This is a genomic window from Streptomyces sp. NPDC059169 (assembly GCF_042755225.1).
In the GTDB taxonomy this organism is placed as follows: Bacteria; Actinomycetota; Actinomycetes; order Streptomycetales; family Streptomycetaceae; genus Streptomyces.
The window spans coordinates 20,347-43,205 of the sequence record NZ_JBHZCF010000021.1 but is presented as its reverse complement, the minus strand read 5'-3'; the positions used below and the strand labels follow the sequence as shown (position 1 = coordinate 43,205).

At 69.3% G+C, this 22,859-nt stretch carries 23 protein-coding genes; 19 read left to right on the top strand and 4 right to left on the bottom strand.

Annotation, left to right across the window (positions count from 1 at the left end; translation table 11 throughout):
- The first annotated feature begins 12 nt into the window (after nt 1–12).
- The 19 genes from ACFXOM_RS30605 (at nt 13) to ACFXOM_RS30515 (ending at nt 19,216) form a co-directional block, all read left to right on the top strand.
- Nucleotides 13–1,245 carry a cytochrome P450 gene (locus ACFXOM_RS30605; protein WP_385040545.1) on the top strand — a complete coding sequence of 411 codons (1,233 nt, stop codon included), beginning with the start codon at nt 13–15 and terminating at the stop codon, nt 1,243–1,245.
- A 24-nt stretch (nt 1,246–1,269) separates the two neighbouring features.
- Nucleotides 1,270–1,749 (top strand): LuxR C-terminal-related transcriptional regulator, encoded by a 480-nt coding sequence (locus tag ACFXOM_RS30600; protein WP_385040542.1) that lies wholly within the window; start codon nt 1,270–1,272, stop codon nt 1,747–1,749.
- The gene (locus ACFXOM_RS30595) at nt 1,746–2,486 is read left to right on the top strand and encodes an HAD family hydrolase (RefSeq protein ID WP_385040539.1); all 741 of its coding nucleotides are present in this window, start codon (nt 1,746–1,748) and stop codon (nt 2,484–2,486) included. The genes ACFXOM_RS30600 and ACFXOM_RS30595 overlap by 4 nt, the downstream gene beginning before the upstream one ends.
- Nucleotides 2,483–4,330 (top strand): hypothetical protein, encoded by a 1,848-nt coding sequence (locus ACFXOM_RS30590; RefSeq protein ID WP_385040536.1) that lies wholly within the window; start codon nt 2,483–2,485, stop codon nt 4,328–4,330. Before ACFXOM_RS30595 ends, ACFXOM_RS30590 begins: the two co-directional genes overlap by 4 nt.
- Nucleotides 4,327–5,283, top strand: coding sequence for a thymidylate synthase (locus ACFXOM_RS30585; RefSeq protein ID WP_385040534.1), 957 nt, complete (start codon nt 4,327–4,329; stop codon nt 5,281–5,283). Before ACFXOM_RS30590 ends, ACFXOM_RS30585 begins: the two co-directional genes overlap by 4 nt.
- Nucleotides 5,284–5,291: 8 nt before the next feature.
- Nucleotides 5,292–7,010 (top strand): carbamoyltransferase, encoded by a 1,719-nt coding sequence (locus ACFXOM_RS30580; RefSeq protein ID WP_385040533.1) that lies wholly within the window; start codon nt 5,292–5,294, stop codon nt 7,008–7,010.
- Entirely contained in the window at nt 7,007–8,059 is a 1,053-nt protein-coding gene (locus tag ACFXOM_RS30575) for a hypothetical protein (RefSeq protein ID WP_385040532.1), read from the top strand. The genes ACFXOM_RS30580 and ACFXOM_RS30575 overlap by 4 nt, the downstream gene beginning before the upstream one ends.
- A gap of 96 nt (nt 8,060–8,155) precedes the next feature.
- Nucleotides 8,156–8,665, top strand: a complete 510-nt coding sequence (locus ACFXOM_RS30570) for a topology modulation protein (protein ID WP_385040530.1) — start codon at nt 8,156–8,158, stop codon at nt 8,663–8,665.
- Between the two features lie 31 nt (nt 8,666–8,696).
- Nucleotides 8,697–9,542: a methyltransferase domain-containing protein gene (locus ACFXOM_RS30565; RefSeq protein WP_385040527.1), complete on the top strand. Its 846-nt coding sequence runs from the start codon at nt 8,697–8,699 to the stop codon at nt 9,540–9,542.
- Nucleotides 9,539–10,306 (top strand): phosphotransferase, encoded by a 768-nt coding sequence (locus ACFXOM_RS30560; protein WP_356050323.1) that lies wholly within the window; start codon nt 9,539–9,541, stop codon nt 10,304–10,306. The genes ACFXOM_RS30565 and ACFXOM_RS30560 overlap by 4 nt, the downstream gene beginning before the upstream one ends.
- On the top strand, nt 10,303–10,959 hold the full coding sequence (locus tag ACFXOM_RS30555) for a histidine phosphatase family protein (RefSeq protein ID WP_384738926.1): 657 nt from the start codon (nt 10,303–10,305) through the stop codon (nt 10,957–10,959). The genes ACFXOM_RS30560 and ACFXOM_RS30555 overlap by 4 nt, the downstream gene beginning before the upstream one ends.
- Complete coding sequence (locus ACFXOM_RS30550) at nt 10,956–11,792, top strand: aminoglycoside phosphotransferase (RefSeq protein WP_385040524.1); 837 nt, start codon at nt 10,956–10,958, stop codon at nt 11,790–11,792. The genes ACFXOM_RS30555 and ACFXOM_RS30550 overlap by 4 nt, the downstream gene beginning before the upstream one ends.
- 37 nt (nt 11,793–11,829) lie before the next feature.
- Complete coding sequence (locus ACFXOM_RS30545; protein WP_385040521.1) at nt 11,830–12,828, top strand: NAD-dependent epimerase/dehydratase family protein; 999 nt, start codon at nt 11,830–11,832, stop codon at nt 12,826–12,828.
- Between the two features lie 31 nt (nt 12,829–12,859).
- Complete coding sequence (locus ACFXOM_RS30540; RefSeq protein WP_385040518.1) at nt 12,860–13,981, top strand: adenosylhomocysteinase; 1,122 nt, start codon at nt 12,860–12,862, stop codon at nt 13,979–13,981.
- A gap of 4 nt (nt 13,982–13,985) precedes the next feature.
- Nucleotides 13,986–14,534, top strand: a complete 549-nt coding sequence (locus ACFXOM_RS30535) for an NUDIX hydrolase (protein WP_385040515.1) — start codon at nt 13,986–13,988, stop codon at nt 14,532–14,534.
- Between the two features lie 33 nt (nt 14,535–14,567).
- Complete coding sequence (locus ACFXOM_RS30530; protein ID WP_385040513.1) at nt 14,568–15,404, top strand: 3-deoxy-manno-octulosonate cytidylyltransferase; 837 nt, start codon at nt 14,568–14,570, stop codon at nt 15,402–15,404.
- Between the two features lie 387 nt (nt 15,405–15,791).
- Nucleotides 15,792–16,259, top strand: coding sequence for an NUDIX domain-containing protein (locus tag ACFXOM_RS30525; protein ID WP_384738937.1), 468 nt, complete (start codon nt 15,792–15,794; stop codon nt 16,257–16,259).
- A complete protein-coding gene (locus ACFXOM_RS30520) occupies nt 16,256–18,238 on the top strand; it encodes an ABC transporter ATP-binding protein (protein ID WP_385040509.1) in 1,983 nt (660 codons plus the stop codon). Before ACFXOM_RS30525 ends, ACFXOM_RS30520 begins: the two co-directional genes overlap by 4 nt.
- Nucleotides 18,239–18,259: 21 nt before the next feature.
- Nucleotides 18,260–19,216, top strand: a complete 957-nt coding sequence (locus ACFXOM_RS30515) for an NUDIX domain-containing protein (RefSeq protein ID WP_385040506.1) — start codon at nt 18,260–18,262, stop codon at nt 19,214–19,216.
- Between the two features lie 676 nt (nt 19,217–19,892).
- Here ACFXOM_RS30515 and ACFXOM_RS30510 read toward each other — a convergent pair.
- The 4 genes from ACFXOM_RS30510 to ACFXOM_RS30495 all read right to left on the bottom strand — a co-directional run bounded on the left by ACFXOM_RS30510 (nt 19,893) and on the right by ACFXOM_RS30495 (nt 22,826).
- Nucleotides 19,893–20,756: a cytochrome c biogenesis CcdA family protein gene (locus ACFXOM_RS30510; protein ID WP_385040504.1), complete on the bottom strand. Its 864-nt coding sequence runs from the start codon at nt 20,754–20,756 to the stop codon at nt 19,893–19,895.
- Between the two features lie 12 nt (nt 20,757–20,768).
- Complete coding sequence (locus ACFXOM_RS30505; protein WP_385040501.1) at nt 20,769–21,359, bottom strand: redoxin domain-containing protein; 591 nt, start codon at nt 21,357–21,359, stop codon at nt 20,769–20,771.
- 88 nt (nt 21,360–21,447) lie between these two features.
- Nucleotides 21,448–22,347 carry a Crp/Fnr family transcriptional regulator gene (locus ACFXOM_RS30500; protein ID WP_385040498.1) on the bottom strand — a complete coding sequence of 300 codons (900 nt, stop codon included), beginning with the start codon at nt 22,345–22,347 and terminating at the stop codon, nt 21,448–21,450.
- The gene (locus ACFXOM_RS30495) at nt 22,344–22,826 is read right to left on the bottom strand and encodes a hypothetical protein (RefSeq protein WP_385040496.1); all 483 of its coding nucleotides are present in this window, start codon (nt 22,824–22,826) and stop codon (nt 22,344–22,346) included. Before ACFXOM_RS30495 ends, ACFXOM_RS30500 begins: the two co-directional genes overlap by 4 nt.
- Nucleotides 22,827–22,859 lie beyond the last annotated feature (33 nt).

Genomic DNA, 22,859 nt, shown 5'->3' with positions numbered 1-22,859 from the left:
AGAAGCCCCAACGTGTCCGAACGGCAGATACTCGTCCTCGACCCCACCGGATCCGACCCGGACGCCGAACACCAGGCCCTGCGCGAGCGCGGCTCCGCCACTCTCGTGGACATCCTCGGCGTGCGCGCCTGGTCCGTCTCCGACCCGGCCCTCCTTAAGCAGCTTCTGACCAGCAAGGACGTCTCCAAGGACGGCCGCGCCCACTGGCCTGCCTTCGCCGAGACGGTCCCCACCTGGCCGCTGGCCCTGTGGGTGGCGGTGGAGAACATGTTCACCGCCTACGGCGGCAACCACAGCCGCCTGCGGCGCATGGTCGCCCCCGCCCTCTCGGCCCGCCGTACCGCCGCCCTCCAGGCGGACATCGAGATCCTCGTGAACGGCATCCTCGACGACCTCGACGCCCTCCCGGCCGATGAGGTGGCCGACCTGCGCGAGCACCTCGCCTACCCGCTCCCGATCGCCGTCATCGGCAAGCTCATGGGCGTCCCCGCCGACCGGCGCACCGAGTTCCGCACCGTGGTGGACAACGTATTCGCCACCCACCTCTCCGCCGAGGAACAAGCCGCGAACACCGCCACCCTGTACGGCCTGCTGGACGCCCTGATCGAGATCAAGCGCACCGAGCCCGGCGAGGACATGACCTCGCTGCTGATCGCCGCCCGCGACGAGGAGGGCGACGGCTCCGCCCTCAGCGACGCCGAGCTGCGCGACACGCTCCTGCTGATGATCAGCGCCGGGTACGAGACCACCGTCAACGTCATCGACCAGGCCATCACCACCCTGCTCTCCGAGCCAGAGCAGCTGGCCCACGTCCGGGACGGCCGCTGCACCTGGGAGGGCGTAGTCGAGGAGACCCTGCGCCACCAGCCCGCGGTCAAGCACCTTCCCCTGCGCTACGCCCGCACCGACATCGCCCTCCCCGACGGCCAGACGATCAAGACCGGCGAGGCGATCCTCGCCTCCTACGCCGCCGCCAACCGGCACCCCGACTGGCACGAGGACGCCGACCGCTTCGACGCCACCCGCCCCAGCAAGGAACACCTCGCCTTCGGACACGGCGTCCACTTCTGCCTCGGCGCCCCACTTGCCCGACTCGAAGTCGCCACCGCCCTGCGCCTGCTCTTCGAACGCTTCCCCGACGCCCAACTCGCCACGGACAGGACCGATCTGAAGAGGCTGCCGAGCCTGATCAGCAACGGACACACCTCCGTCCCTGTGCGCCTGCGCCCGACGTCGAGCCGCTGACCGATACCGACGAGGAAGACCACCATGACCGCCCCAGCCCCGACCACACCGCTCACCCCGGCCGAACGGCGCATCGCCCAGCATGTGGTGAACGGCCTACCAACAGGCCAGATCGCCGACACCGAGACCCTGTCGCACCACACGGTCCGCGCGCACATGGTCTCCCTGCGCAGGAAGCTGCACTGCCCCGAACGCTGCTCCCTTGCCGTAGTCACCCACCGTCTGCTCAGCGCAAACGAGGCCACGGCCCCGGTACCGGACACGCCAGCCCCCGACTTGAGCACCGAGCAGACGAACCTGCTGAAGGCCGTCGCCGAGCACACCAAGCCGCTCGACATCGCGCGCGGCGCCAACATGGCACCGGCGGACCTCTGCGCGGCGCTCCTCCAGTTGCTCGCTGATACCGGGGCACCGGACACCACCCGGCTGGTCGCCCGGGCCCACGGCTGGAACCTGCTGACCGTCCAGCAGACCAGCACGGTGCGGAGCGGAGCGAGCAAGTGACCACGTCACCCGTTCCCACGGCCTCCGAGCAGTCCTCCGCGCCCCTGCACCATCGCCCGAAACCGTCGGCCCTCCAGCCTCCCGATGCTGAACGGGCACTCCTTCTTGACCTGGACGGTGTCCTACTGGACACGCGGCCGGTGATGCGCGAGGCGTGGAGGAAGGTCCAGGAAGACCACGGCCTCGCTATCCCGTTCGCCGCGTACGAAGCCCACCTGGGGCGGGAGTTCAGCGACATCATGGAGCGGCTCGGTGTCGTCGACGCTGACGGCGTCCACCGGACCTACGGAGCCGGCTCGACAGCCGCAGCGCATTTGGCCCAGGAGTTCATCGGGATCACGGACGTCCTGCACGCCTTCGTGGCAGCTGGCTGGCGGCTTGGAGTCGTGACATCCAAGCACGTCGATCGGGCCGCGCCCCTCCTGGCGCAGCTTGGTTGCCCCTTCGGCACCGTGCGGACACCCGCGGGTTCCGGGCGGTCGAAGCCGGCGCCGGACCCTCTCCTCCTCGCGTTGGTGGACCTCGGAGTCGACCCTGCGTCGGCCGTGTACATCGGGGACATGCCGGTGGACCGGGAGGCAGCAACTCGTGCCGGCGTCCCCTACATTCATGCCGCCTGGGGGTACGGCGAGCCCGGCTCTCCTGCTGTGGCGGTCGCCCAGTCCCCAACCGACCTGCTCGACCTCCTCCACCAGGCCACGGCATGCACTCCCATTGTCGAAGGGAGCCTGGCGTGACCACCTCGGCATTCGGAGACTTGGGCCTTGTCCGAAGAGAAGACGGCCACCGGCCCGCCTGGGTCCTAGTCGGCGCCGGCCGCTTTGACGTCGCCGACTCCCTCCGCATCAGAACGGGAGATCTGGAGGCGCTGCCGCTGAACCAGCAGGACCTCCGCTCGTTGACCGAACGCGTCATGGCCGCCCTGCACGAGTACGGCGGCGGCCGAGCCCACACGCCCGGCGGAGCTGACTGGCTCCATGTCCAGCACGTACCGGTCCGCCGACTGGTCACGCAGGTCCTGCAGAAACTGCTGGCATTGAGCCTCTGGGAGCCATTCGTCACCGCACCCGGACCCATCACCCCGGTGCCGTACGAAGGTCTCGTCGGTGTGCGGCCGAGCAGCTCTCAGGAGTACCGCACCTACACGGTCACCTGGTCGGGCATTGCCTATCTACTTGGCGGCACGGCGGCACACAATCCGCCGCACACTGCCGAGTTGAGCACGCTCTTACCCGCCGACGTGGCTATCACCGAGCCGCACCCGCTCCCCACGGGCCTGCACCGGCGCGGAGTCGTGGCCCTTTCTTGGTCGTCCCGCCACGCCGAGACCCTGATGCCGGTTCTTCGGGAGTTGGCGCGCAAGGGGCACGACAGCGTGCTCATCGACCTCGCCACTGATCCCGGTCAGCGCTGCTTGGCCGAGGGCAGCGAGAGCGTGCGGGTGTGTCCTGCACCGGTTGGGCTCTTCCAGCTGTCAGGCGAGGCGGACGGACTGCGTCCCGCGGATGACGACCGGACCGTCGAGGTCGGTCCGCACGCGATCCGCCTGTCCCGCCTCGTCCGGTTGTTGTCCACGCTGCTGGCGAAGAGCGGCGGCTGCACGCAGCCATCCTGGCCTGCTCTGGTCCAGGCGGAGAACTGGCTGGGCCGCGTTCTGAGAGCCGTTCGTCCGCACTCCGTCGTCCTCAGCAACGACACAAGTCCGCTCGGGGCGTTGGCGGTTCACCTTGCTGATCGGCACGACTCCAACACGGTGCACGTCCAGCACGGCGCCTGGACGGAAGAGTCCGTAGCGTGGCCCGCCCTCCACAGCCGGGACGTGGTCGTGATGGGCGAGCGCGACCATCCGCTCGCCCTCGCCTGGGCCAAGCACCCGAAGAGTGAGGTGCACGTCCTGGGGCAGCCCCGCTTCGATGCCCTGGCCGCTTTGGGCCGTGGGGCACAGCGCCGGTACCTGGAAAAGCTGTTGTCGGTCGGCACACGGCGTGCCCCGTCGAAGATCGCCGTGTGGGCCTGCCAGCCCTTCCGGCCCGAGCATCTCGCCCGCCAGGCCGAACTCCTCCTCGGCGGGCTGCGGTCGGCTGGCCCGGACTGGGGACTGGTCATCGCTCCGCATCCGGCGCAGCGCGACAGCGTGTTCGCCCCGCTTCTTGAGCAGGCGACCGGTCTTCCGGTGGCCGTCGCCGACACTCGGGTTGGAGCACGCGGGTGCCTGGCCGGCGCGGATGTGGTCGCGAGCGCCTACTCGACATGCGGCATCGAAGCAGCGCTGCTGGGCGTGCCCGTCCTTGAACTTGCCGCCCCGGGCGAACGGACCCTCGGCCTGGCCGACCACGGCATCGCGCAACGGTGTGGCTCCGCGGACGAAGTCGGCATCGCCCTCGCGGAGCTGCCCCGCTCTCGCCCGCCGGCCGGAGCCGCCGATTCGGTGTGCCGGTGGCGCGGCGACAGCGCCGCCCAGGTCGCCCGCCTCATCGATCACCGCGCCACGCACCCCGAGCTGCCCTTTGACCCCCTTCACGACGATGCCCGCAGCACGCCGCCCGTGCCGGAGCAGGGCGAAGGAGTCCCAGCCTCATGACCCATCTGACCGCTGACAACATCGCCGAGTTGTTCTCCGGAGCCGTCACGCTGACGAAGTCCGGCGACAAGGTCAGCCCGCGCGGCATGCCCACGCGGGAAGTCCGCGACATCCACTTGCTGCTCACGCAGCCGCGGGCCCGCCTGCTGTACGCGCCGCCGGCCAGGATCCTGAACCCGGCGTTCGCCGTGGCCGAGAGCGTCTGGCACCTGTCCGGCTCGGACGATCCGTGGATCTTCGACTACAACGCGCGGCTCCGGCAGTACGCCGATGATGGGGTGTTGCTCGGCGCGTACGGCCCCAGGATGCGGAACTGGGCCGGCAAGGTCGATCAGCTCAGCCGTGTCGTGGAGATCCTCAAGGAGGACCCCGACTCCCGCCGCGCCCTGATCCAGCTCTACGACCCGGTTCAGGACGCCGCCGGGCACAAGGACGTGCCCTGCACCCTCGGATTCCGCTTCCATCTGCGTGCCGGCCGACTGCACATGGCGACCATGATGCGGGGCCAGGACGTGTGGATCGGCATGCCGTACGACGTCTTCTTCTACACCGTCCTGCACGAGCTGGTCGCCGGATGGCTCGACGCGGAGCTGGGCGAGTTCCACCTGCACGTGGGGTCGCTGCACATCTACGAGGAGCACCTCGACCAGTCCGAGCAGCTGGCCTCGCTCACGGCGAGCCCCGTCATGCCCGACCTGCGGACACGGTGGAATGGCTTCGCCGGTCTGCTCGATCAGGTCGCGGCCCGGGACGTGACCGGCCAACCCGGCTGGGACGCGATGGCCGGGACACTGCGCAGCTACCGGCTGTGGAAGGACGGACAGCACCAGCAGGCGTGGCGCGTGGCCGACGGCATCGACGGCCCCCTCGGCCAGGCCCTCACCGCCTGGTATGGCGAGCTGAAACGACGCTCCCGCCAGCCCGCGGCTGCGACGACGGCCGGGGCGAGGTGACGGCCGCCATGAAGCGCACTCTCTCGGTCATCCTCGGCCTGTGCTCCTACACCCACGACTCGTCGGCAGCTCTCCTGGTCGACGGCGAACTCATCGGCTTCGTCGAGGAGGAGCGCCTCTCCGAGCAGAAGCACACCAAGCTCTACCCCGCTCACGCTGTGGACTGGCTGCTCGGCCGGGCCAAGCTCACCTCAGCCGACGTGGACACCGTCGCCTACAACTTCCAGCCCGCCCGCTACCTCGCCGAGTCGCCCGCCGCCCTGCGCATGGCGCTCTCCCCGACAACTCGTGACCGGGCGTTCGCCCGAGCGCACGGGTTCGCCAAGGTGGCCGTGCGCACCCAGCGGCGCCTGCGGCTGATCGGCAGGCAGTTCCCCGCCGCCCGTGTTACCCCGGTGCTGCATCACCGCGCCCACCAGCTCACGGCCTTCGCCGCCTCGGGCTGGGACGAAGCCGCCGTGCTCGTGGTCGACAGCCTCGGAGAGCGGCAGACCACCACCATCGCCCGCTGCCACGACACGCTCCGTCCCCGCGCGCAAACCCTGGAGGCGATCAACGACCCAGCCTCCCTGGGGTACGTGTACGGAGCCGTCACCGAGCACCTGGGCTGGCGCCGGGGCGATGAGGAAGGCACCGTGATGGCGCTGGCCGCCCTCGGCGACCCCGCCCGCTTCCGCTCCCTCTTCACCCACGCCGTCCACACGACCGCAACCGGCTTCCGCATCAACCCCGCCTACTTCCCCACGCGCACCCTCACGTCGGGATACGAGCGGACGTCCCGCCGTTTCGTCACCGAGACCTGCCCCGAACGGCACCCGGGCGAGTCCCTGGCCGACGTCCACCGGGACCTGGCGGCGGCTCTCCAGGAGCGGACCGAGCAGGTCATGGTGCACCTGGCCCGCCGCGCTCGCGTGCTCACCGGCTCCCGGCGCCTGTGCGTGGGGGGCGGTGTCGCCACGAACTGCGTGAGCATCGGCCGGATCATCGAGGCCGGCATCTTCGACGAGGTCTTCGTGCCTCCTGCGCCCGGTGACGCCGGTACCGCGATCGGCGCCGCCCTCGCCGTGCATATCGGCGGACGCGGCCCGCGACCGGTGGCCGGCGTCGCCCGCACCTGCTACCTCGGCCCGTCCTACGAGGACCAAGCCCTCGACCTCACGCCCTGGCCCGCCCTTCACCAGAAGACCCTGGGCATCGAAACCGCAGAGTTCCTCGCCGACCAGCTGGCCCACGGCACGATCGTCGGCCTGTTCCAGGGGGCCGTCGAAGCCGGGCCGCGAGCCCTGGGCAACCGTTCGATCCTCGCCTCTCCACTGGAGCCCGGCGTCGTCGAGCGGCTGAACGCCACCGTGAAGTTCCGCGAGCCGTTCCGGCCCTTCGCCCCCATGGTCCTGGCCGAGCGCGCCCGCGAGTTCTTCACCCTCGGCCAGCAGGCGCCGTACATGTCCATGGCGTCCGGCGTGACCGACAAAACGCGCGAGCGCGTGCCGGCCATCGTGCACGCCAACGGCACCTCCCGCCTGCAGACCGTCACCAAGGCGCAGAACCCGTTCATGCACGCGGTCCTGACCGCCTTCGGCCGCCGGACCGGGGTGCCCGTGCTGATCAACACGTCCCTCAACGTCAAGGGCAAGCCGATATGCGGAACACCGGAAATGGCCCTGGACTGCCTGGCCAACTCCGGGCTCGACGCCCTGCTCCTCGAAGGGCGGTGGATCACCAAGTGAAGATCGGATACAGCTTCTGGGGCTTCCTCGGCAACGGGGTCACCGACACCCCGGACGGGGGACGCAGCCACCGCCGCCCCTTCATCGACGCCCTCATCGCCCACGGTCACGACATCGTCTTCCTGCAGGCCGACCGCGACCGCCTCGAAGCGGGCGAGGACCTCGGCGGCGCGTACACCTTCGACGACGGCGTTCCGCACATCGACGCCCTGTTCCTGGAGTGGCGCTGGGCGATCCCCGGCCGCAACACCACCATGTGCGGGAGCGAGGGGCACACCTGCGACCTTCACCGCCAGGCCCAGCTCATCAACCACTACACCGTGCGGCACCAGACACCCACTGTGATCTGGGACAAGGACCGCACCCTGCGAGCCGAGAGCGTGTGGCGCACCACGTCGCACACCCGCGTCTGCGAGGCCGCCCTCGCCCCGACCCACGGAGCGCACTCGCTACTCTTCCCCGTCGCCGAGAACCTCCTCACCCAGGCGGACCCCGTGGCCCTCGCGGCACAGCGGCGGGACCTCGTGCTCGGCTACGTGGGCAACCAGTACGACCGCGACGAGCCCTTCGACCGCTTCTTCGCCCCAGCCGCCGCCCGCGTCGCGCACCTGGTCGCCGGGAAGTGGACGGAGACCAACCGCTGGCCGCACGTCCACTTCCTGGGCCGGATCCCGTTCGAGGCCGCCGCCGGCGTATACGGCAGGTCCCTGGCCACGGTGCTCATGCTGCCCGAGCGGTACGCCGCGGTCGGGCAGATGACCCAGCGCATCTTCGAGGCCGTGCTCGCCGGGTGCCTGCCTCTGGCCCCGGCGGACATCCGCTACGTCAACCGGTTCGTCCCGGACGAGCTGGTCGTGCGCTCCGGCCGGGACGTGATCGAACGCCTCTCCCACCTCCGCGAGATCGCCGGCACTCAGCAGCACGCCGACCTGATCGCCGCGTGCGTGGACCGTCTGCGCCTGTTCGGCCTGAGCAAGCAGGTCGACACCCTGGAATCCCTTCTGCACGGTCTCGTGAGGCCGGGCACGACCGAGCGGGGAGCTGCCTGATGCCGACCGCTCTACAGACCATGGCGCCTGGATCATCAAAACGTGTCCTGGAGGATGGCTCCGCCGGACACCCGAACCTCTCTACGCTGGAGCACCATGAAGAAGGTCGCCATCGTCGGCTGCGGAGGCAGCGGCAAATCCCACGTGGCCCGCGAACTGGGCAAGATCCTCGACGCCCCGGTGACGCACCTGGACGCCGCGTTCTACGACGACGAGTGGAACGCGCTCCCCATGGACAAGTTCACCGCCGTGCAGCGCGAGCTGGTCGCGCAACCGCGGTGGGTGATCGACGGCAACTACAACTCGACGCTGCAGGTGCGGCTCGAAGCCTGCGACACGGTGGTCCTGATGGACGTGTCGACCGTGGCGGCGCTGTACGGGATCTTCGCCCGGCAGATCCGGCACGGCGCGGGACACAAGGGCAACGGGGTGCACAACCGCATCCACTGGGGCGTGATCAAGTACGTCGCCACGTACCGCCGCAAGATGCGGCCCCGCGTGATGGCGAAGATCGAGGAGTTCGGCGCGAAAGCCGACGTGGTGCTGCTGGCCAACCGGCGCCAGACGCGCCGCTGGCTGCGGAAGGTGGCCGCCGAGCAGTCCTGAACGACCCGCGCCCCCGGGCAGGGGGTGCGGCATGAACGAGCCCAACGCCTTCCTGGACCCCGCCCGGCAACAGGAGCTGTACGGGAACCCCTCCCGGCTGTCCGGGCGGACCAGCGCCCTGATGCGCGCGAAGACCTCCGGCAACCCCGTGCCCGAGACGATCGTCAGCCTGGTGCAGACCCACCACGCGCAGCCGGACCGGCTCGGCGTGGTGCTCGACATCGGCTGCGGTCGCGGCACGAGCAGCCTGGGCATCGCCGAGCAACTCCGGCCGCAGCGCGTCGTCGGCCTGGACGCCGCCCCCGCCCTGCTCGCCCAGGCCCGCGAGCGCGCCAAGGAGCTACCCGACATCACGGTGGACTTCGTCAAAGGCGACTTCCACGACCTCCCGTTGCCCGCCGGGTCGTGCGACGTCGCCGTCGCCGCGTTCTGCCTCTACCACTCGCCGCAGCCCAAGGACGTCATCGCGCAGATCGCCAGGGTCCTCTCCCCCGGGGGCCTGGCCGTGCTCGTCACCAAGGCACTCGACAGCTACCGGGAGATGGACCAGTTGGTCGCTTCGGCCGGCCTCGACGCGCGGGGCGATAAGCACGAGAGCCTCTACACCGCAGCGCACAGCGGCAACCTCGCCGACCTGACCGCCTCCTCGCTCGACGTGATCGCCGTCCTGGACGAGGAGCACGCCTTCACCTTCGACGGCCACGACCACACGGCGCAATACCTGGCCACGAACCCCAAGTACCACCTCGCGCCCGGCCTGTACGGCAACCCCGGGGCTATGGCGGCGGCGTTGCACGAATTCCTTCCGGACCAGCAGCTGACCACTCGGTCCCTCATCACCTTCGTCGTCGCCCATCCGAAGAAGGGCCAGGCATGACCCTTCCGCCGTTCACCAAGCACTACGAGACGCCGGAGCGCGCGGCGGCGGCCGTCCGCCACTACCGGTGGATCAACGAGCACGCGAAGCCGCTGCGGCAGCCGGCCCTCAAAGTCATCGGCCCTGCCAGCCTGACTTTCGAGCGGGTCGAGGGGCGCTCCGTACGCCCCGAGGATCTCCCGCGCACAGCGGAACTGCTGGGCCACGCTCACGGTGCCGCCTGGCGCAGTGACCTGCAGGCCGCGTCGTTGAACACTCCGCATCGTTTCCAAGACGGCACGACGTTCGACGAGTACCTCGGCCCGCGCAAGGTCGCGCTCCGACGGCGCCACGAACAGGGCTACCTGCCGAACAAGGTGTCCTTGCACTCGATGCTCGGCCTGCTGGAGGAGACGGCGCAGGGGCCCTGTGCCTTCTACAAGGACAGCAACCCGCGGAACTTCATCATCACTCCCGCCGGGGACATCGTCACGGTCGACACCGACGATCTCAGTCTCGCGCCCATGGGCTACGACCTCGCGAAGCTGGTCGCCACGCTTCTCCTCACCTACGGCCCCCTCGCGAGCGAAGCGATCGACGACGCCTGCGACATCTACAGCCAGGCGCTCCGCCAGCACGCCCCACAGCTGGACCCCATAGACCGAGAACGCCTGGACGACGGCTTGGCGCTGCACGCCGTACTCACCGCGCCCTACCTCGGCCGGAACGGCTATTGCCACATCTGGCCCGCCCACATCCGTCTCCGCCTTCAAGGAGCATCGTGATCACCACCGAACTCATCTTCGTGCGGCACGGTGAAGCCCAGTGCAATGCCGACGGACTCGTCGGAGGTCCTCGCACCTGCACGGGACTGACCAACCTGGGGTATGCCCAGGCCGAACAGGCCGCGCGCCGCCTGTCCACCGAGCACCTGAAGAAGCCCTTCGACAAGGTCTACGCGGCTCCGCGGATTCGCCTCGTCCAGACCGGCGAGATTATCGCCCAGACGCTCCAGATCCCGCTGCACATCGACGACCGGCTCGACGGCCCCGTCCACGGCGATGCCGATGGCAAACCCTGGGATGCGGTGAAGACGGCCGCCAACGGCGGCCCGCATGCGCACCCCGACACTCCCTGGGCCGCTGGCTCAGACACCTGGAACGGGTACCTGAAGCGCGCCAGCAGGAACCTGAGTCAGCTCATCGAGGAGAACGAGGGGAAGCGCATCGTGTTCGCCGCCCACGGAGAGACGGTGATCACCGCGCACACCCTGCTCCTCGACATCCCGATCGGCTCGCCGGCGGGCTTCACGCACAACCACGCCTCCATCACCCGCTGGCAGCACCACCGCAACCGCCTGGGCCAGACCCGCTGGATGCTCGATCGGCACAACGACACCGAGCACCTCAATCTCCTCACGCCGGAGCCGACCCCGTGATCGCGACATCGGACGATCCCCGGATCCAACTGGCGCACTGCCTCCTCGGCGCAGTCGAGATCGCGCCGGACCCCTTGCTCCCTCCCCGGGTCGTGCGCGTGGTGGCCGACGACGGGCGTCACTTCGTCGCCAAGCAGCATGCCGAGCACGACCGGTACGCAGGCGAACTCCACGCCTACCGGACATGGGGCACCCAGCTGACCGGCCACGCGCCGAAGCTAGTCGGCCGTGACGACGCCACCCGCACCCTTCTGCTAACCGCGCTCGCAGGCGCTCGGGCGGACACCGCAGCCCCGGGCTCACCCGAGGAGGAACTGGCCCATCACGAGGCCGGCCACGTCCTCGGCAAGCTCCACCGGGCCACCTCCATGCCTCAGGGCGGCGCCGTCGGCGCAGCACTCGCCGAGCGCCTCCAGAGCTGGATCGGCCGGGCCGTTCACGCCGACCTGATCGACACGGCCGAGCGAATCCTGCTGAAGCACCATGCGGCCATCCTGGGCAACAGCCTCATGGACGGCGCGGTCTGCCACCTCGACTACCAGCCGCGGAACTGGCTGGTCGGAGACGACTTCGGTGTCTGCGACTTCGAGCACATGCGACGCGACGCCCGCGTCCGCGACTTCGCGCGGCTCGAGTTCCGACGCTGGCAAGCCGCACCCCACCTCCGAACGGCATTCCTCGACGGCTACGGGCGTCCGCTGACCGACGCCGAACGGCGCCTCCTGGAGTCCTTCGGCGCCATCGAGGCGGCCACCGCCCTGGTCAAGGGCCACAAGGAAAACGACCTCACTCTGAGCGCGCACGGCCGAACCGTCCTGTCCCGCCTCACCTGACCTTCCCCCCTTCGACCACACCTCTCTGGAGATTCCCGTGCCGCAGCACGAGCAGCACCCGACCGCCGCTGCCCCCCGCCGAGCCGTGGTGACCGGCTCCGCCGGATTCATCGGTTCCCACCTCGCCCACGCCCTCGTCCAGGCCGGCACCACCGTGATCGGCGTCGACCGCCGCGACCCGTCCACCGACCACACGGCCGGCGCCAACCTCGCCGCCCTGCGGGGCCTCCCGGGTTACCACCACGTCACTGCCGACCTCCTCCACTGCGCGATCGACCCTCTCCTGATCGACGCGGACGCGGTCTTCCACCTCGCCGGAATTCCCGGCGTACGGCCTTCCTGGGGTCCGCAGTTCGGCGACTACCTCGCGTCCAACGTGCTGGCCACCCACCGGGTCCTGGAAGCCTGCACGCGCATCGGCGTTCCGCGGCTGATCGTCGCCTCCTCCTCCAGCGTCTACGGGCCGACCGACGGCGGCGCGAGCGTCGAAGCCGACCGCCCGCAACCGGCGTCCCCGTACGCGGTGACCAAACTGGCCGAGGAACAGCTCTGCCTCGCCTACGCCACGCGCCCCAACGGTCCCAGCGTCGTCGCCCTGCGGTACTTCACCGTCTACGGCCCCCGCCAGCGCGCGGACATGTTCACCCACCGCGCCCTGCAGGCAGCTCTGACCGGACAGCCGCTGCGCCTGTACGGAGACGGCCACCAGCGACGCGACTTCACCTACATCGACGACGTAGTCGCCGCCACGATCGCCGCCGCCGTCGTGCCGACCGCGCAGGGCGCGATCAACGTGGGCGGCGGGTCGAACGCGTCGCTGCTGGAAGTGATCAACATCGCGACCAGCCTCATCGGCCGCGACATCCAGATCGAGCAGAACCACGCGCGCAGCGGTGACGTCCTCCTCACTCGCGCCGACCCCAGCCGTGCCCGAGAGATCCTCGGCTGGCAGCCGCGAGTCGACCTCCACAACGGGCTGCGCGCTCACATGCAGGCTCTAGCCGCACAGGTCCCCAACTACAGCCGAGCCGCATAGTTCCGCGACCCGGAGCCCGAGAGGAGACGCAATGGAAAGTCCCGAGCGAGCCCGGCTGGACTCCTTCTTCCGGCAGATCACCGCGCAATTCCCCGCGGTCGAGGCGATCACGACGCTGGTCATCACGCATCTGCTCCCCGAGCGGCCGGCGTTCCTGCGCGCCATGACCGAGGTGTCCACGGTCGGTGCCGTACTCCCCAAGCCCCGGTCGATCCACCAGCCGACCCTCGACGACGTCCGCCGCACCCTCCCAGTCCACGACCTCACCCGAGAACGGTTCACCGACGAGACCCAGGCTCTGGACTACCTGGAGGACACGGCCGGCGGCCGGGACGTCGTCCTGGTGGACATCGGCGGCTACTTCGCGGCAAGCCTCGACACCCTCGTGAGCAAGTTCTCCGGCCGCATCCTCGGCGTCGTCGAGGACACCGAGAACGGACACCAGCGATACGCGGCGCTCGACTCCCTGCCGTGCCCGGTCGTCTCCGTGGCCCGCTCCCCGCTCAAGGACTGCGAGGACCACCTCGTGGGTCGCTCGATCGTCTTCTCCACCGAGGCTCTTGTGCGCGGGCGCGGAGATATTCTGACCGGCCGCAACGCCTGCGTCATCGGCTTCGGGAAAGTCGGGCGCGCTATCGCTCAGACGCTGCGGGCGCTGGACCTGCGCGTCACCTTGTACGACAAGGACCCGGTCAGGCAGGTGCAGGCGCACTCGCTGGGCTTCCGTACCTGCGCGTCCGCCGCGGACGCGGTCCGCGAGGCGGAACTCGTCTTGTGTGCGACCGGCAACCTCGCCCTGCAGCAGAGCGACTTCGCTGCCTTGCGCAACGGTGCGTATCTCGGGTCGGTCACCTCCTCGGAGGACGAACTTGAGCTTGGAAGCCTCCACAGTCTCTACCAACGCACGTCTATCAGCCCGGAGTTGACTCGGTACGAGATCACCGGCCACTACTTCTTCGTGCTCGCCGACGGCGGCGCGGTCAACTTCGTGCACGGCGCCGCTGTCGGCTCGTACATCCATCTCGTCCAGGCCGAAATACTCGCCGCCACAGCAGCTCTTAGCCGCGACCAGTTCGAGCCCGGCATGCACGAGATGGCGGCATCCGACCGTCACGCCATCGCCAGGACCTGGCTCGACCACTTCGAAAGGTGATTCCGTGCCCCCTTCCACACAGCACATCCGCGCCGTCACCGAGACGTACCTCTCCCGTTACCCGCACGAACGCGACGGGCTGGCGCCGCTTTTCACCGCACTCGCCGGCGGCGACGACCCCACGAGCCGCAAGACGTTCCCGGCCCACGTGACCTGCAGCGCCATCCTCCTCGACCGCGACCAGAGGATCCTCCATATCCACCACAAGGCTTCCGGAAAGGTTCTCGCGCCCGGGGGCCACAACGAGGCAGAGGACTCCGACCTCCCCACTGCGGCACTGCGTGAACTCCACGAAGAAGCAGGCATACCGCCAAGCGCCGTTGTCGCTCTTCCCGGATTCGCAGACATCCCTTTCGACATCGACGTGCACGCGATCGACGCAAACCCCTCCAAAAGCGAGCCCGATCACCAGCACATCGATTTCCGCTGGATCTTCCGCCTCCGTTCGGAGCACGAAGTGACATTGCAGGCCGCGGAAGTGGGCGGCTACGAGTGGCGTCCCTTCACCGAGGCCGCCGCGCCCACGGTCCGCGCCAAACTCGCCCTTCTCTGACTTCCGACACCCAGCCGACCGCTAGGAGATCCCGTGGCCGCCACCACATCCTCACCACCGAAAACACCTGGACGCCGGCAGATAGCCGTCATCCCCTGCCGGTGGGGGGCTTCGCGTTTCCCCGGCAAACCCCTGGCCCGTCTGGGCGACAAGCCGCTGCTCTGGCACGTTCACCAGCGCTGTCTTGAAGCCACGTCTCTGGACAGCGCCGTAGTGGCGACGGACGACGAGCGCATCGAGGCAGCGTGCCACGAGCTGGGCATCGACTGCGTACGGACCGGCGAGCACGCCACCGGAACCGACCGCGTCGCAGAGTGCGCCGAGCGTCTCCGCGCGGACGCGTACATCAACGTCCAGGGCGACGAGCCCTTCATTGAGCCGTCAGCCATCGATGCTTTATCCGACGCGCTCGCCAACCTGGACGGCAAAGCCCTGGCCGTTAACGCGTACGCCGAGCTGAGCGACACCGCGGCCGTACTCGACCACAACGTCGTCAAGGTTGTCGTCGGAACCGACAGCCAGGCGCTGATGTTTTCGCGGCAGCCCATCCCTTACCCCCGCAGCAGCCGGCCTTCCTTCCTGCGACAGCTCGGCCTTTACGGCTTCACACGCGAGGCTCTCGAACGCTTCCGGCAGCTCCCGCAGGGCCCTCTCGAACAGGCCGAGGGCGTCGAGATGCTGCGGTTCATCGAGCACGGCCACCGAGTGCAGATGCTGCCCGTGTCCGACAGCGGCATCGCGGTCGACACCCCGGAGGATCTTGCACGCGCCGCCGCGATGCTCGCCCGCCGCACCGCAGCACACCCACGATTTCGGTCACCTACGTCACCTCGGCTCGCCACGGCCGCAGCGCCCTCGCGACCCGCCTGACTGCCCATCACCTCAAACCGCCGCAACCTCCGACACGGCGGCGAAGCCGCGTCGCCCCCCACACGCGTGACGAACTTGAGGCCCGCCTCCCTGAGGACGCGGGGGGCACCTGCCCAAACCCCCAGAACAGCACATGTGTTCCAAGAAATACCCCTTCTGTGCCCCGAACGACTGGCCCAGCAGGCCGTTATTCCGAGCACCTGTCCGAGAGAACGCACACCGAGGAGGCCGTATGCCCCGCCAGATGATCGCCATTGGCGCGCACACCACGCTCGAATTCCATGTGCCCGTGCGCCTCGGACCTCCGCCTGGAGCCTGTCCCCCTCATCCCTGTGCGCCCGTCGGCGCTACGGAGCGCCTCGGAGCAGCATCCGAGGAGGCGTTCGCGTGAGGGACCGCTACACCAGCATCGTCGACGTGCTCATGCTCCCGTACCGCCAGGACGGACGGATGCCGCTTCTACGGCGTGCACAAGATCAGTACGCGCCCGGACAACTCACAGTGGTGGGAGGTCATTTGGAGGAGGGCGAGTCCCCCCTGGAAGGGGCGATCCGGGAGGCCGAGGAGGAGCTGGGGATCCGGATCAGCCCCCACGACGCCGAGTTCTGCGGGCTATTCCAGTTCGTCGCGGCAGACGGTTCTCGGCGGCTCGGGACGGCCTGGGTAACGCGCTCCTGGGAAGGAACCCCGACGAATAGCGAGCCCCACAAGCACTCGGAGCTCCTGTGGGCCGAACCCGGCGACCCGCCCCAGGACTGTCACCCCTACACCCAGGGCGTGCTCCGCCACTTCGTCGAAGGGACCCTGTACGCCGTTATCAAAGCCGCCCCCACCACTGCGGGTGACGCCGCATGAGGATTCTGCGCCGTCCCCGAGTGGAGGAGCCCAAGGTCTCCCGTTCCGAACAGGAGCTGTTCGGAGGACCGCTTCGCTATGACATGGGGTGGACCGAACACGAGCACGCTCGGCTCGAGTTGACGCTATGGAGCGCACTTCGTTCCATGCCCCGGCAGGTGTGGGGCACACTGCGGCGAGCCTGGCGGGCCGACCGGGGCGCTCTGCTGAGCGTCGGCGCCTGCGAGATCGGCCAGGGCATCGTCGCCGCGGTGAACCTCCTCGTCCTCAACGCAGTGATGCATGCACTGCTCGGCGCGGGCAGCCCGGCGGACCGCCTCAACGCGGCGCTGCCGGCGATGCTCGTCGGGGCAGGCGCGGCCGTGGTCAATTCAGGTCTGGCCAGTTGGTCAACATCGCGCGCCGGCCGTCTGGAACCACTCGTCGAGCGGATCGCCACGACGGAGTACCTGGACGCGGCGCAGGCCGTCGAACTGGAGGCGATCGAGGACCCGGCCTTTCGCCGGCTGCTCGACGTGGCCTACTACGGCCCCACGTACGCGCGCCGCATGATCTCCACCTGCGTCGCCGGCCTGAACAGCATGATCGGGCTCATCTCCACGGCCGGCATCCTCCTCGTGCTGCACTGGGCTCTGATCCCGATGCTGCTGCTGATCGTGGCCCCACGCGGCTGGGGCGCGATGAGGGTGGCGCAGCGGCGCTACGTGTCGGTGCTGAACTGGGTCGAGCACCTGCGGGCCAGTCGTCTCATCGGCAACCTGCTGACCGAGCGCAGCGCCGCCCAGGAAGTGCGTCTGCACGGTGTGGGCCCTTATCTGCTGGCGCGCTACCGGGACATGGCCGAGAACGCGGAGGAAGAACAGCAGCGGCTGGCCAACGGGAAGGCGGCGACCGAGCTGCTGGCGCAGGCGATGTCTGGCATCGCGACGGCGGCGACCTATGCGGTGATGTTCTGGCTGGTCACGGGCGGGCAGATGAGCCTGGCCGTCGCCGGCACGGCGGTGTTCGCCATCCGCTCCGGCTCGGCCAGCCTCGGCGCCCTCGTGATGAACGTCAACGACCTGCACGAGGAGTCGTTGTACGTGCAGGATCACGAGCGCTTCCTCGTCGAGGCAGCCCGGCGCACCATTCCGGACAGCGGGGATGACCTGCCGGAGCGGGTCGACGCGATCGTGCTGGAGCAGGTCGGCTACCGCTATCCCGACCGGGATGAACCGGCCCTGGACAAGGTGTCGTTGACCCTTCCCATGGGCAGCGTGACTGCCGTGGTCGGCGACAACGGCGCGGGCAAGTCCACGCTAGTGAAGATCATTAGCGGCCTCCTGGTCCCGACCACCGGCTCGGTCTCCTGGGGCGGATCCCCGGTCACCCAGCTCAACCGCTTCAAGCTCTTCGAGCGGGTTGGGCAACTTACACAGGACTTCCAGCGGTGGCCGATGACCGCCTCGATGAACATTCGGATCGGCCGTCCCCACCGCCCCTCCACCGATGAGGAGTTGAATCCATCGGTGCGCTTCGCGGGTGCAGCGTCGGTGCTCGACAAACTCCCGGAGGGGCTCAACACGCTGCTGGCCCGCATGTTCCGAGGTGCGACCGAACTATCCGGCGGAGAGTGGCAGAAGCTCGGTCTGGCGCGGTCGCATTGGCGCACTGAGACCTCCACCGCGGACAGCCTCCTCATCGTCGATGAGCCCACCTCCGCCCTGGACCCCGAGGCCGAGATCCGTACCTTCGACCGCATCCGAGAGCTGGCCGCGCCCCACCGGGCCGTGGTGCTGGTGACACACCGCATGTCCGGCGTGCGGTGGGCCGATCAGATCTACGTCCTGAACAACGGGCACGTCGCCGAGCACGGCACCCATGACGAGCTGATCGAAGCGAACAAGCAATACGCATCCATGTTCCGCGCCCAGGCCGCCCAGTACGCCCCCGTCCTGCCCCGCCCCGCCCGGCCCACGGCCGCCTCCGAGTCCGCCTGACCAGCCCTCCGAAGGAGCATCGTGTCCTTTCAGTCCACCGACACCGTGCACAGCCCCGGCCACGCGGAACTACTCCGTGGAAGTGGCACCGCCGCGCTGCTCGTCAACGACAGCGGTGAGTACCTGCTGCACCTGCGCGCGGCTAACAAGCCAATCTGGCGCGCCGGCCACTGGTGTCTGCTCGGAGGCCGCCTCGACGCTGGAGAGAGCAACGACGACTGCATCAGGCGTGAACTACAGGAGGAGATCGGTCTTGTCGTAGAGGACCTCGTCCCGTTCCGGACCCGGGACACCGTCGATGCCAACGGTGTCCTGACCAACCGTGTGCATGTCTACCTCGGCACGCTCAACCGGGCCGTCCACGAGATCGGACTACGCGAAGGCATCCAGCTGCGGTGGACGCGCATCGACGAGACGGCCGCGCTGACGATGGACCCCGCCACCATGGCGACCCTCGACGAACATCGACGCCTTCCACAGCCCCTCCTCGACGGCTCGGGCATGCCCGCGATCGTGAAGGTGACGGAGCCGGACGAGCACCGAGATCGCAGCATCGTCGGAGCGCATCTCGTCCTTGTACGCGACAGCGCGGTGCTGCTCGGCCAACGCCACCCCGACAGCGCCTTCGCTCCCGGCGCCTGGCATCTGCCGGCCGGACACCGAGAGGCCGGCGAGTCTGCCCTGGCCTGCATGGTCCGCGAAACGGCCGAGGAGGCCGGGCTCACGATGGTCGCTGAAGATCTCCGCCTGGCCCACACCCTGGATCTCCTCGATCCCGGCAGCTCCACTTCGCGTATCCAGCTGTTCTTCACCGCCTCCCGTTGGAGCGGCGAGCCGCGCGTGCTCGAACCCGAGCGGTGCACCCAGTGGCGGTGGTGGCCGCTCGACGCCCTGCCCGAGTCCCTCGTGGAGTACACCCGCGTCGCGCTACGAGCTATCGCCCGCGACGAGCCGTACACGGCGATGGGGTGGAGCTGACCCATCCCTCAACGGCCCCGCCGTTCCGACCCTGCTGGCTCTGGCCGACGCCTCTCCAGCCACCCCTCAAAGTAAGGATGTGCCACTCGTTGTTCACCTCGCAGGATGAATGGAACAGCGGTTATGCCGAGGGACGCCGCTACCGGCCTCTCGACAAGGACGAACGCACGTTGCTCGCCCAGCACGTGCCCGCTTCCGATGGAGGCCGAGCACTCGACGTGGGGTGCGGGACCGGTTGTTTCCGCAGAGACCGTGTCCCCCGCAGGTCGTGTCGCTTTACGGTCGAACGGCTGACTCGGCTCGTGTCGCATTAGCGCAGCTCATCGTGTCGCTTTTCCTGGTCCAGACCGTGATGAAGCCCACACTCTAGCGAGCACTCTGCCGGGGAGTCAGGCCAACAACTTCGATCCAGTCATGGACTGCGGGGCTTCGAGGTCGGGTCGCCAGTTCCAGGAGCAGGATGTCGAAGGAGATGGGCGTCCGGGTATCGGGAACGGAAGTCGAGTTGTGCGCTGGCGAGGCTGCTACTCGGCAGAGTGCCAGGGCGCGGCGGCGCGGGTGGGGCGGGCGTCGACTGTAAGCCGTAGCCCGGCTTTCCTGGCATGTCCGCCAGGAGTCGCTGACGCGACATCTGCGGCAGGTTGGAGGCGATCCTCTTCCTGTCACGCACGCTTGATCACGGTTGGACGCTGGTGTACCGACTCGTGCGCTTGCGGCGCCAGATCAGAAGTGAGGCGAGCAGCAGGAGCACGAAGAGCGCGGCGATCACGGCCGGACCGGCGGCGTCCAGGGTGTCGGCGACGGCCCGCTGGATGCCGGCCGCCGTGTCGATGACGGGGTCGGTGGTGGTGGGGTCGCGCAAGGCCCGGATCTCGTACCAGCCGTAGTAGGCGACGTACGCGCCGACGAGTGTGAGCAGGGCGCCGCCGAGGCGAGGGGCGAACGCGCCGAGGCTGCGCAGTCGGGTGACGGCGGTGGTGCGGGTGAGGGCGACGGTCAGGGAGGCGACGCCGACGATCAGGCCCATCCCGGCGGCGTAGGCGGTGAACAGGGCGACGCCCTCGCCGGTGGAGCCGCTGCGGAAGGCGGAGACGACGATGGCGAGGAACGGGGCGATGGTGCAGCCGAGGGAGGCGGTGGCGTACGCCGCGCCGAACAGGGCCATCGAGGGCAGGGAGCGGGTCACCTTCGGTGCGCGCCGGAGCTTGGGAGCCATGGTGGGCAGTTGCCGGCCCGCGAGCAGCCAGACTCCGGCGGCGGCTATGAGGACGCCGAAGGTGATGGTGAACCAGGGCAGGTGTTGCTGGACCTGCCCGGCGACGGGCTGGATGGCGAGGCCGAAGACGCCGAAGAGGGCGGCGAATCCGACGGTCATGGCGGCGGTGGCCGTCAGGGCCCGGCCGATGGCGACGGTGCGGCTGGGGGTGTCGTCGCCGAGGACGAGCAGGGAGAGGTAGGCGGGGAGCAGGGCGAAGCCGCACGGGTTGACGGCGGCGAGCATGCCGGCGCCGAGTGCGAGGGCGAGGGGAAGGTCGGCCATGGCGGGTCCTGCTCAGCCGGTGAGTCCGGCGACCTTGTCGGCGAGTCCCTTGCCGCCGGGCAGGACGCCTTCGTAGACGGTCTTTCCGGTCTGGTCGACGATCACGTAGAAGCTCTGCTGGGTGATCTTGAACCGCTTCCACACCTCGCCCTTCTCGTCGGACAGGTGAGGGAAGGAGCCGGTGCCGGTGTCGGACACGAAGTCGCGCATGGCGGCGTTCTTGTCGAGGCCGGCGACGCCGACGACGTTCACCCTGCCCGCGTGGTCGGCGGCGACCTTGGCGGTCTCGGTGGCCTGGCCCTTGCATGTGGGGCACCACGGCGCCCAGAACCACAGCACCGTGGGCTTGCCCGCGAGGGTCTTCGCGTCGAACGGCTTGCCGTCCACGGTGGTCGCCGTGAAGTTCAGAGCCTCGGGCACCACGGCCCCCTCAGCCCCGCTGCCGCTGCCGTTCGGGGCAGCGGGCGTTTGAGCGGGGGATGACGCCTTCGACGGGGAGGCCCCGGCGTCGCCGGCGGAGTCGGAGCCGCCCTCGGAGCCGCATCCGGTGACGGTGAGGAGGGCGGCAGCCAGGGCGGCCGGGAGGAGGGTGCGGGCGCGCAAGGAGGACTCCTGTGGGTTGATGCCGGTGGCAAAGGTAGCGGTGGCGGGCCGGGCGGGCTGTGGGTTGCAGTCTTACGGTTTGGTGACGTCAGCCCGCGGCGTCCCTGAGCCGTTCGGGGTCGAGGACGGTGATGCGTCCGCGGGCGAGGCGCAGCAGGCCGTGGTCGGCGTAGTCGCGCAGGACCTTGGTGCATGTCTCGCGGGAGGTTCCGGCGAGGGCGGCGAGCTGTTCGTGGGTCAGGGCGATCTGGGGGTGGCGTCCGACCGGCCGAAGCGGGCCGGCCGGGGGCTGGGCGCTGGTCAGCGTGGCCAGGGTGGTGGCGATGCGCTGGGCGACGGTCTTGAACACGCTGTCGGACAGTCGCTGTTCGAGGTCGGACAGCCGCTTGCCCAGGATCGCGGTGATCCGGGCGGCGATCCGGGCGTCCGAGAGCAGGAACGTGTGTACATCCGCGCGGCTCATGACGCACACGACGGTGTCGTCGAGGGCTTCGGCGTAGTTGTCGTACATGTGCTGACCGAGCAGGACCATCTCGCCGAAGATGGTGCCCGGGGAGATGATCGCAGTGGTCAGCGCCCTTCCGTCGGCGGAGACCCTGAAGACGCGGATCCGGCCCTTCTTGAGGATGAAGAGCACCTCGGAGGGCTGGGTGGGAGAGTAGAGGATCTCGCCCGCATGGTAGGTCTTCATCGGTGCCGCCTGGGCGATGGCTTCCATCTCCTGTTCGGAGAGGTCGCAGAAGATGTCGACCTCGGCCAGGCACCAGGTCCGCTCGGCGTCGTCATCCGATGCGGCGTGGTTCATGTCGTGCGTCTCCTCGCGTCGTCCCGGGGCCCACGGTGGGGGTGCGGCGCCCCATGCCGGGCTGGCCAGCGCCTCGGCGCTGTCCGCCAGACAGTAGGGCACCGCACCGCCGTCGACGGCTATGCGGCGCGGTGCCGCCCCGGGCAGTGGGGCGGGGGTTGACGCGAGAGCCTCGTGGTTCATCGGGCCGGGCCGGTGCGCTTGCCCGTGGCCTGGGCGATGGATGCGAACGTCGCTCCGGCGAGGAGGCCGAAGACGAGGTGGGCGCCGAGGCTGGAGGCGGTGACGTCGTTCCACTCGAAGACGGGCATGCCCATGTTGGCGGGCATGATCCACAGTGCGCCGACGGTCCACCACACCGCGCCGTAGGCGAGGCCGAGGACGACGGCGGGGGCGAGGCGCTGGGCGAACTGCCCCAGCACCACGCCGAAGGTGATGCCGGCGAACGTGGCGATGGCCAGGTGGATCAGCCAGCCGGCGAAGGCGTTGGTGGAGCCCAGCAGCCCCGCGACCATGGTGATCATGGCGGTGTCCATGACCGGCCGGGACACCGACATCCAGATGCCCATCCCGATGCCGCCGACCAGTCCGGCCGCGGCACCCCACACCGCGTACACGGGAATCGCGGCCGTCTTCGGGGATGCCTGCACGGTGGTGGCCATGTGATCGTCCTCTCTCTTGCGCTTGTCTTTCCG

Coding starts and splice junctions, on each gene's coding strand:
- ACFXOM_RS30600 (WP_385040542.1), top strand. CDS start 1,270: ATGACCGCCCCAGCCCCGACCACACCGCTCACCCCGGCCGAACGGCGC.
- ACFXOM_RS30585 (WP_385040534.1), top strand. CDS start 4,327: ATGACCCATCTGACCGCTGACAACATCGCCGAGTTGTTCTCCGGAGCC.
- ACFXOM_RS30580 (WP_385040533.1), top strand. CDS start 5,292: ATGAAGCGCACTCTCTCGGTCATCCTCGGCCTGTGCTCCTACACCCAC.
- ACFXOM_RS30570 (WP_385040530.1), top strand. CDS start 8,156: ATGAAGAAGGTCGCCATCGTCGGCTGCGGAGGCAGCGGCAAATCCCAC.
- ACFXOM_RS30565 (WP_385040527.1), top strand. CDS start 8,697: ATGAACGAGCCCAACGCCTTCCTGGACCCCGCCCGGCAACAGGAGCTG.
- ACFXOM_RS30560 (WP_356050323.1), top strand. CDS start 9,539: ATGACCCTTCCGCCGTTCACCAAGCACTACGAGACGCCGGAGCGCGCG.
- ACFXOM_RS30540 (WP_385040518.1), top strand. CDS start 12,860: ATGGAAAGTCCCGAGCGAGCCCGGCTGGACTCCTTCTTCCGGCAGATC.
- ACFXOM_RS30520 (WP_385040509.1), top strand. CDS start 16,256: ATGAGGATTCTGCGCCGTCCCCGAGTGGAGGAGCCCAAGGTCTCCCGT.
- ACFXOM_RS30510 (WP_385040504.1), bottom strand. CDS start 20,756: ATGGCCGACCTTCCCCTCGCCCTCGCACTCGGCGCCGGCATGCTCGCC.
- ACFXOM_RS30500 (WP_385040498.1), bottom strand. CDS start 22,347: ATGAACCACGAGGCTCTCGCGTCAACCCCCGCCCCACTGCCCGGGGCG.
- ACFXOM_RS30495 (WP_385040496.1), bottom strand. CDS start 22,826: ATGGCCACCACCGTGCAGGCATCCCCGAAGACGGCCGCGATTCCCGTG.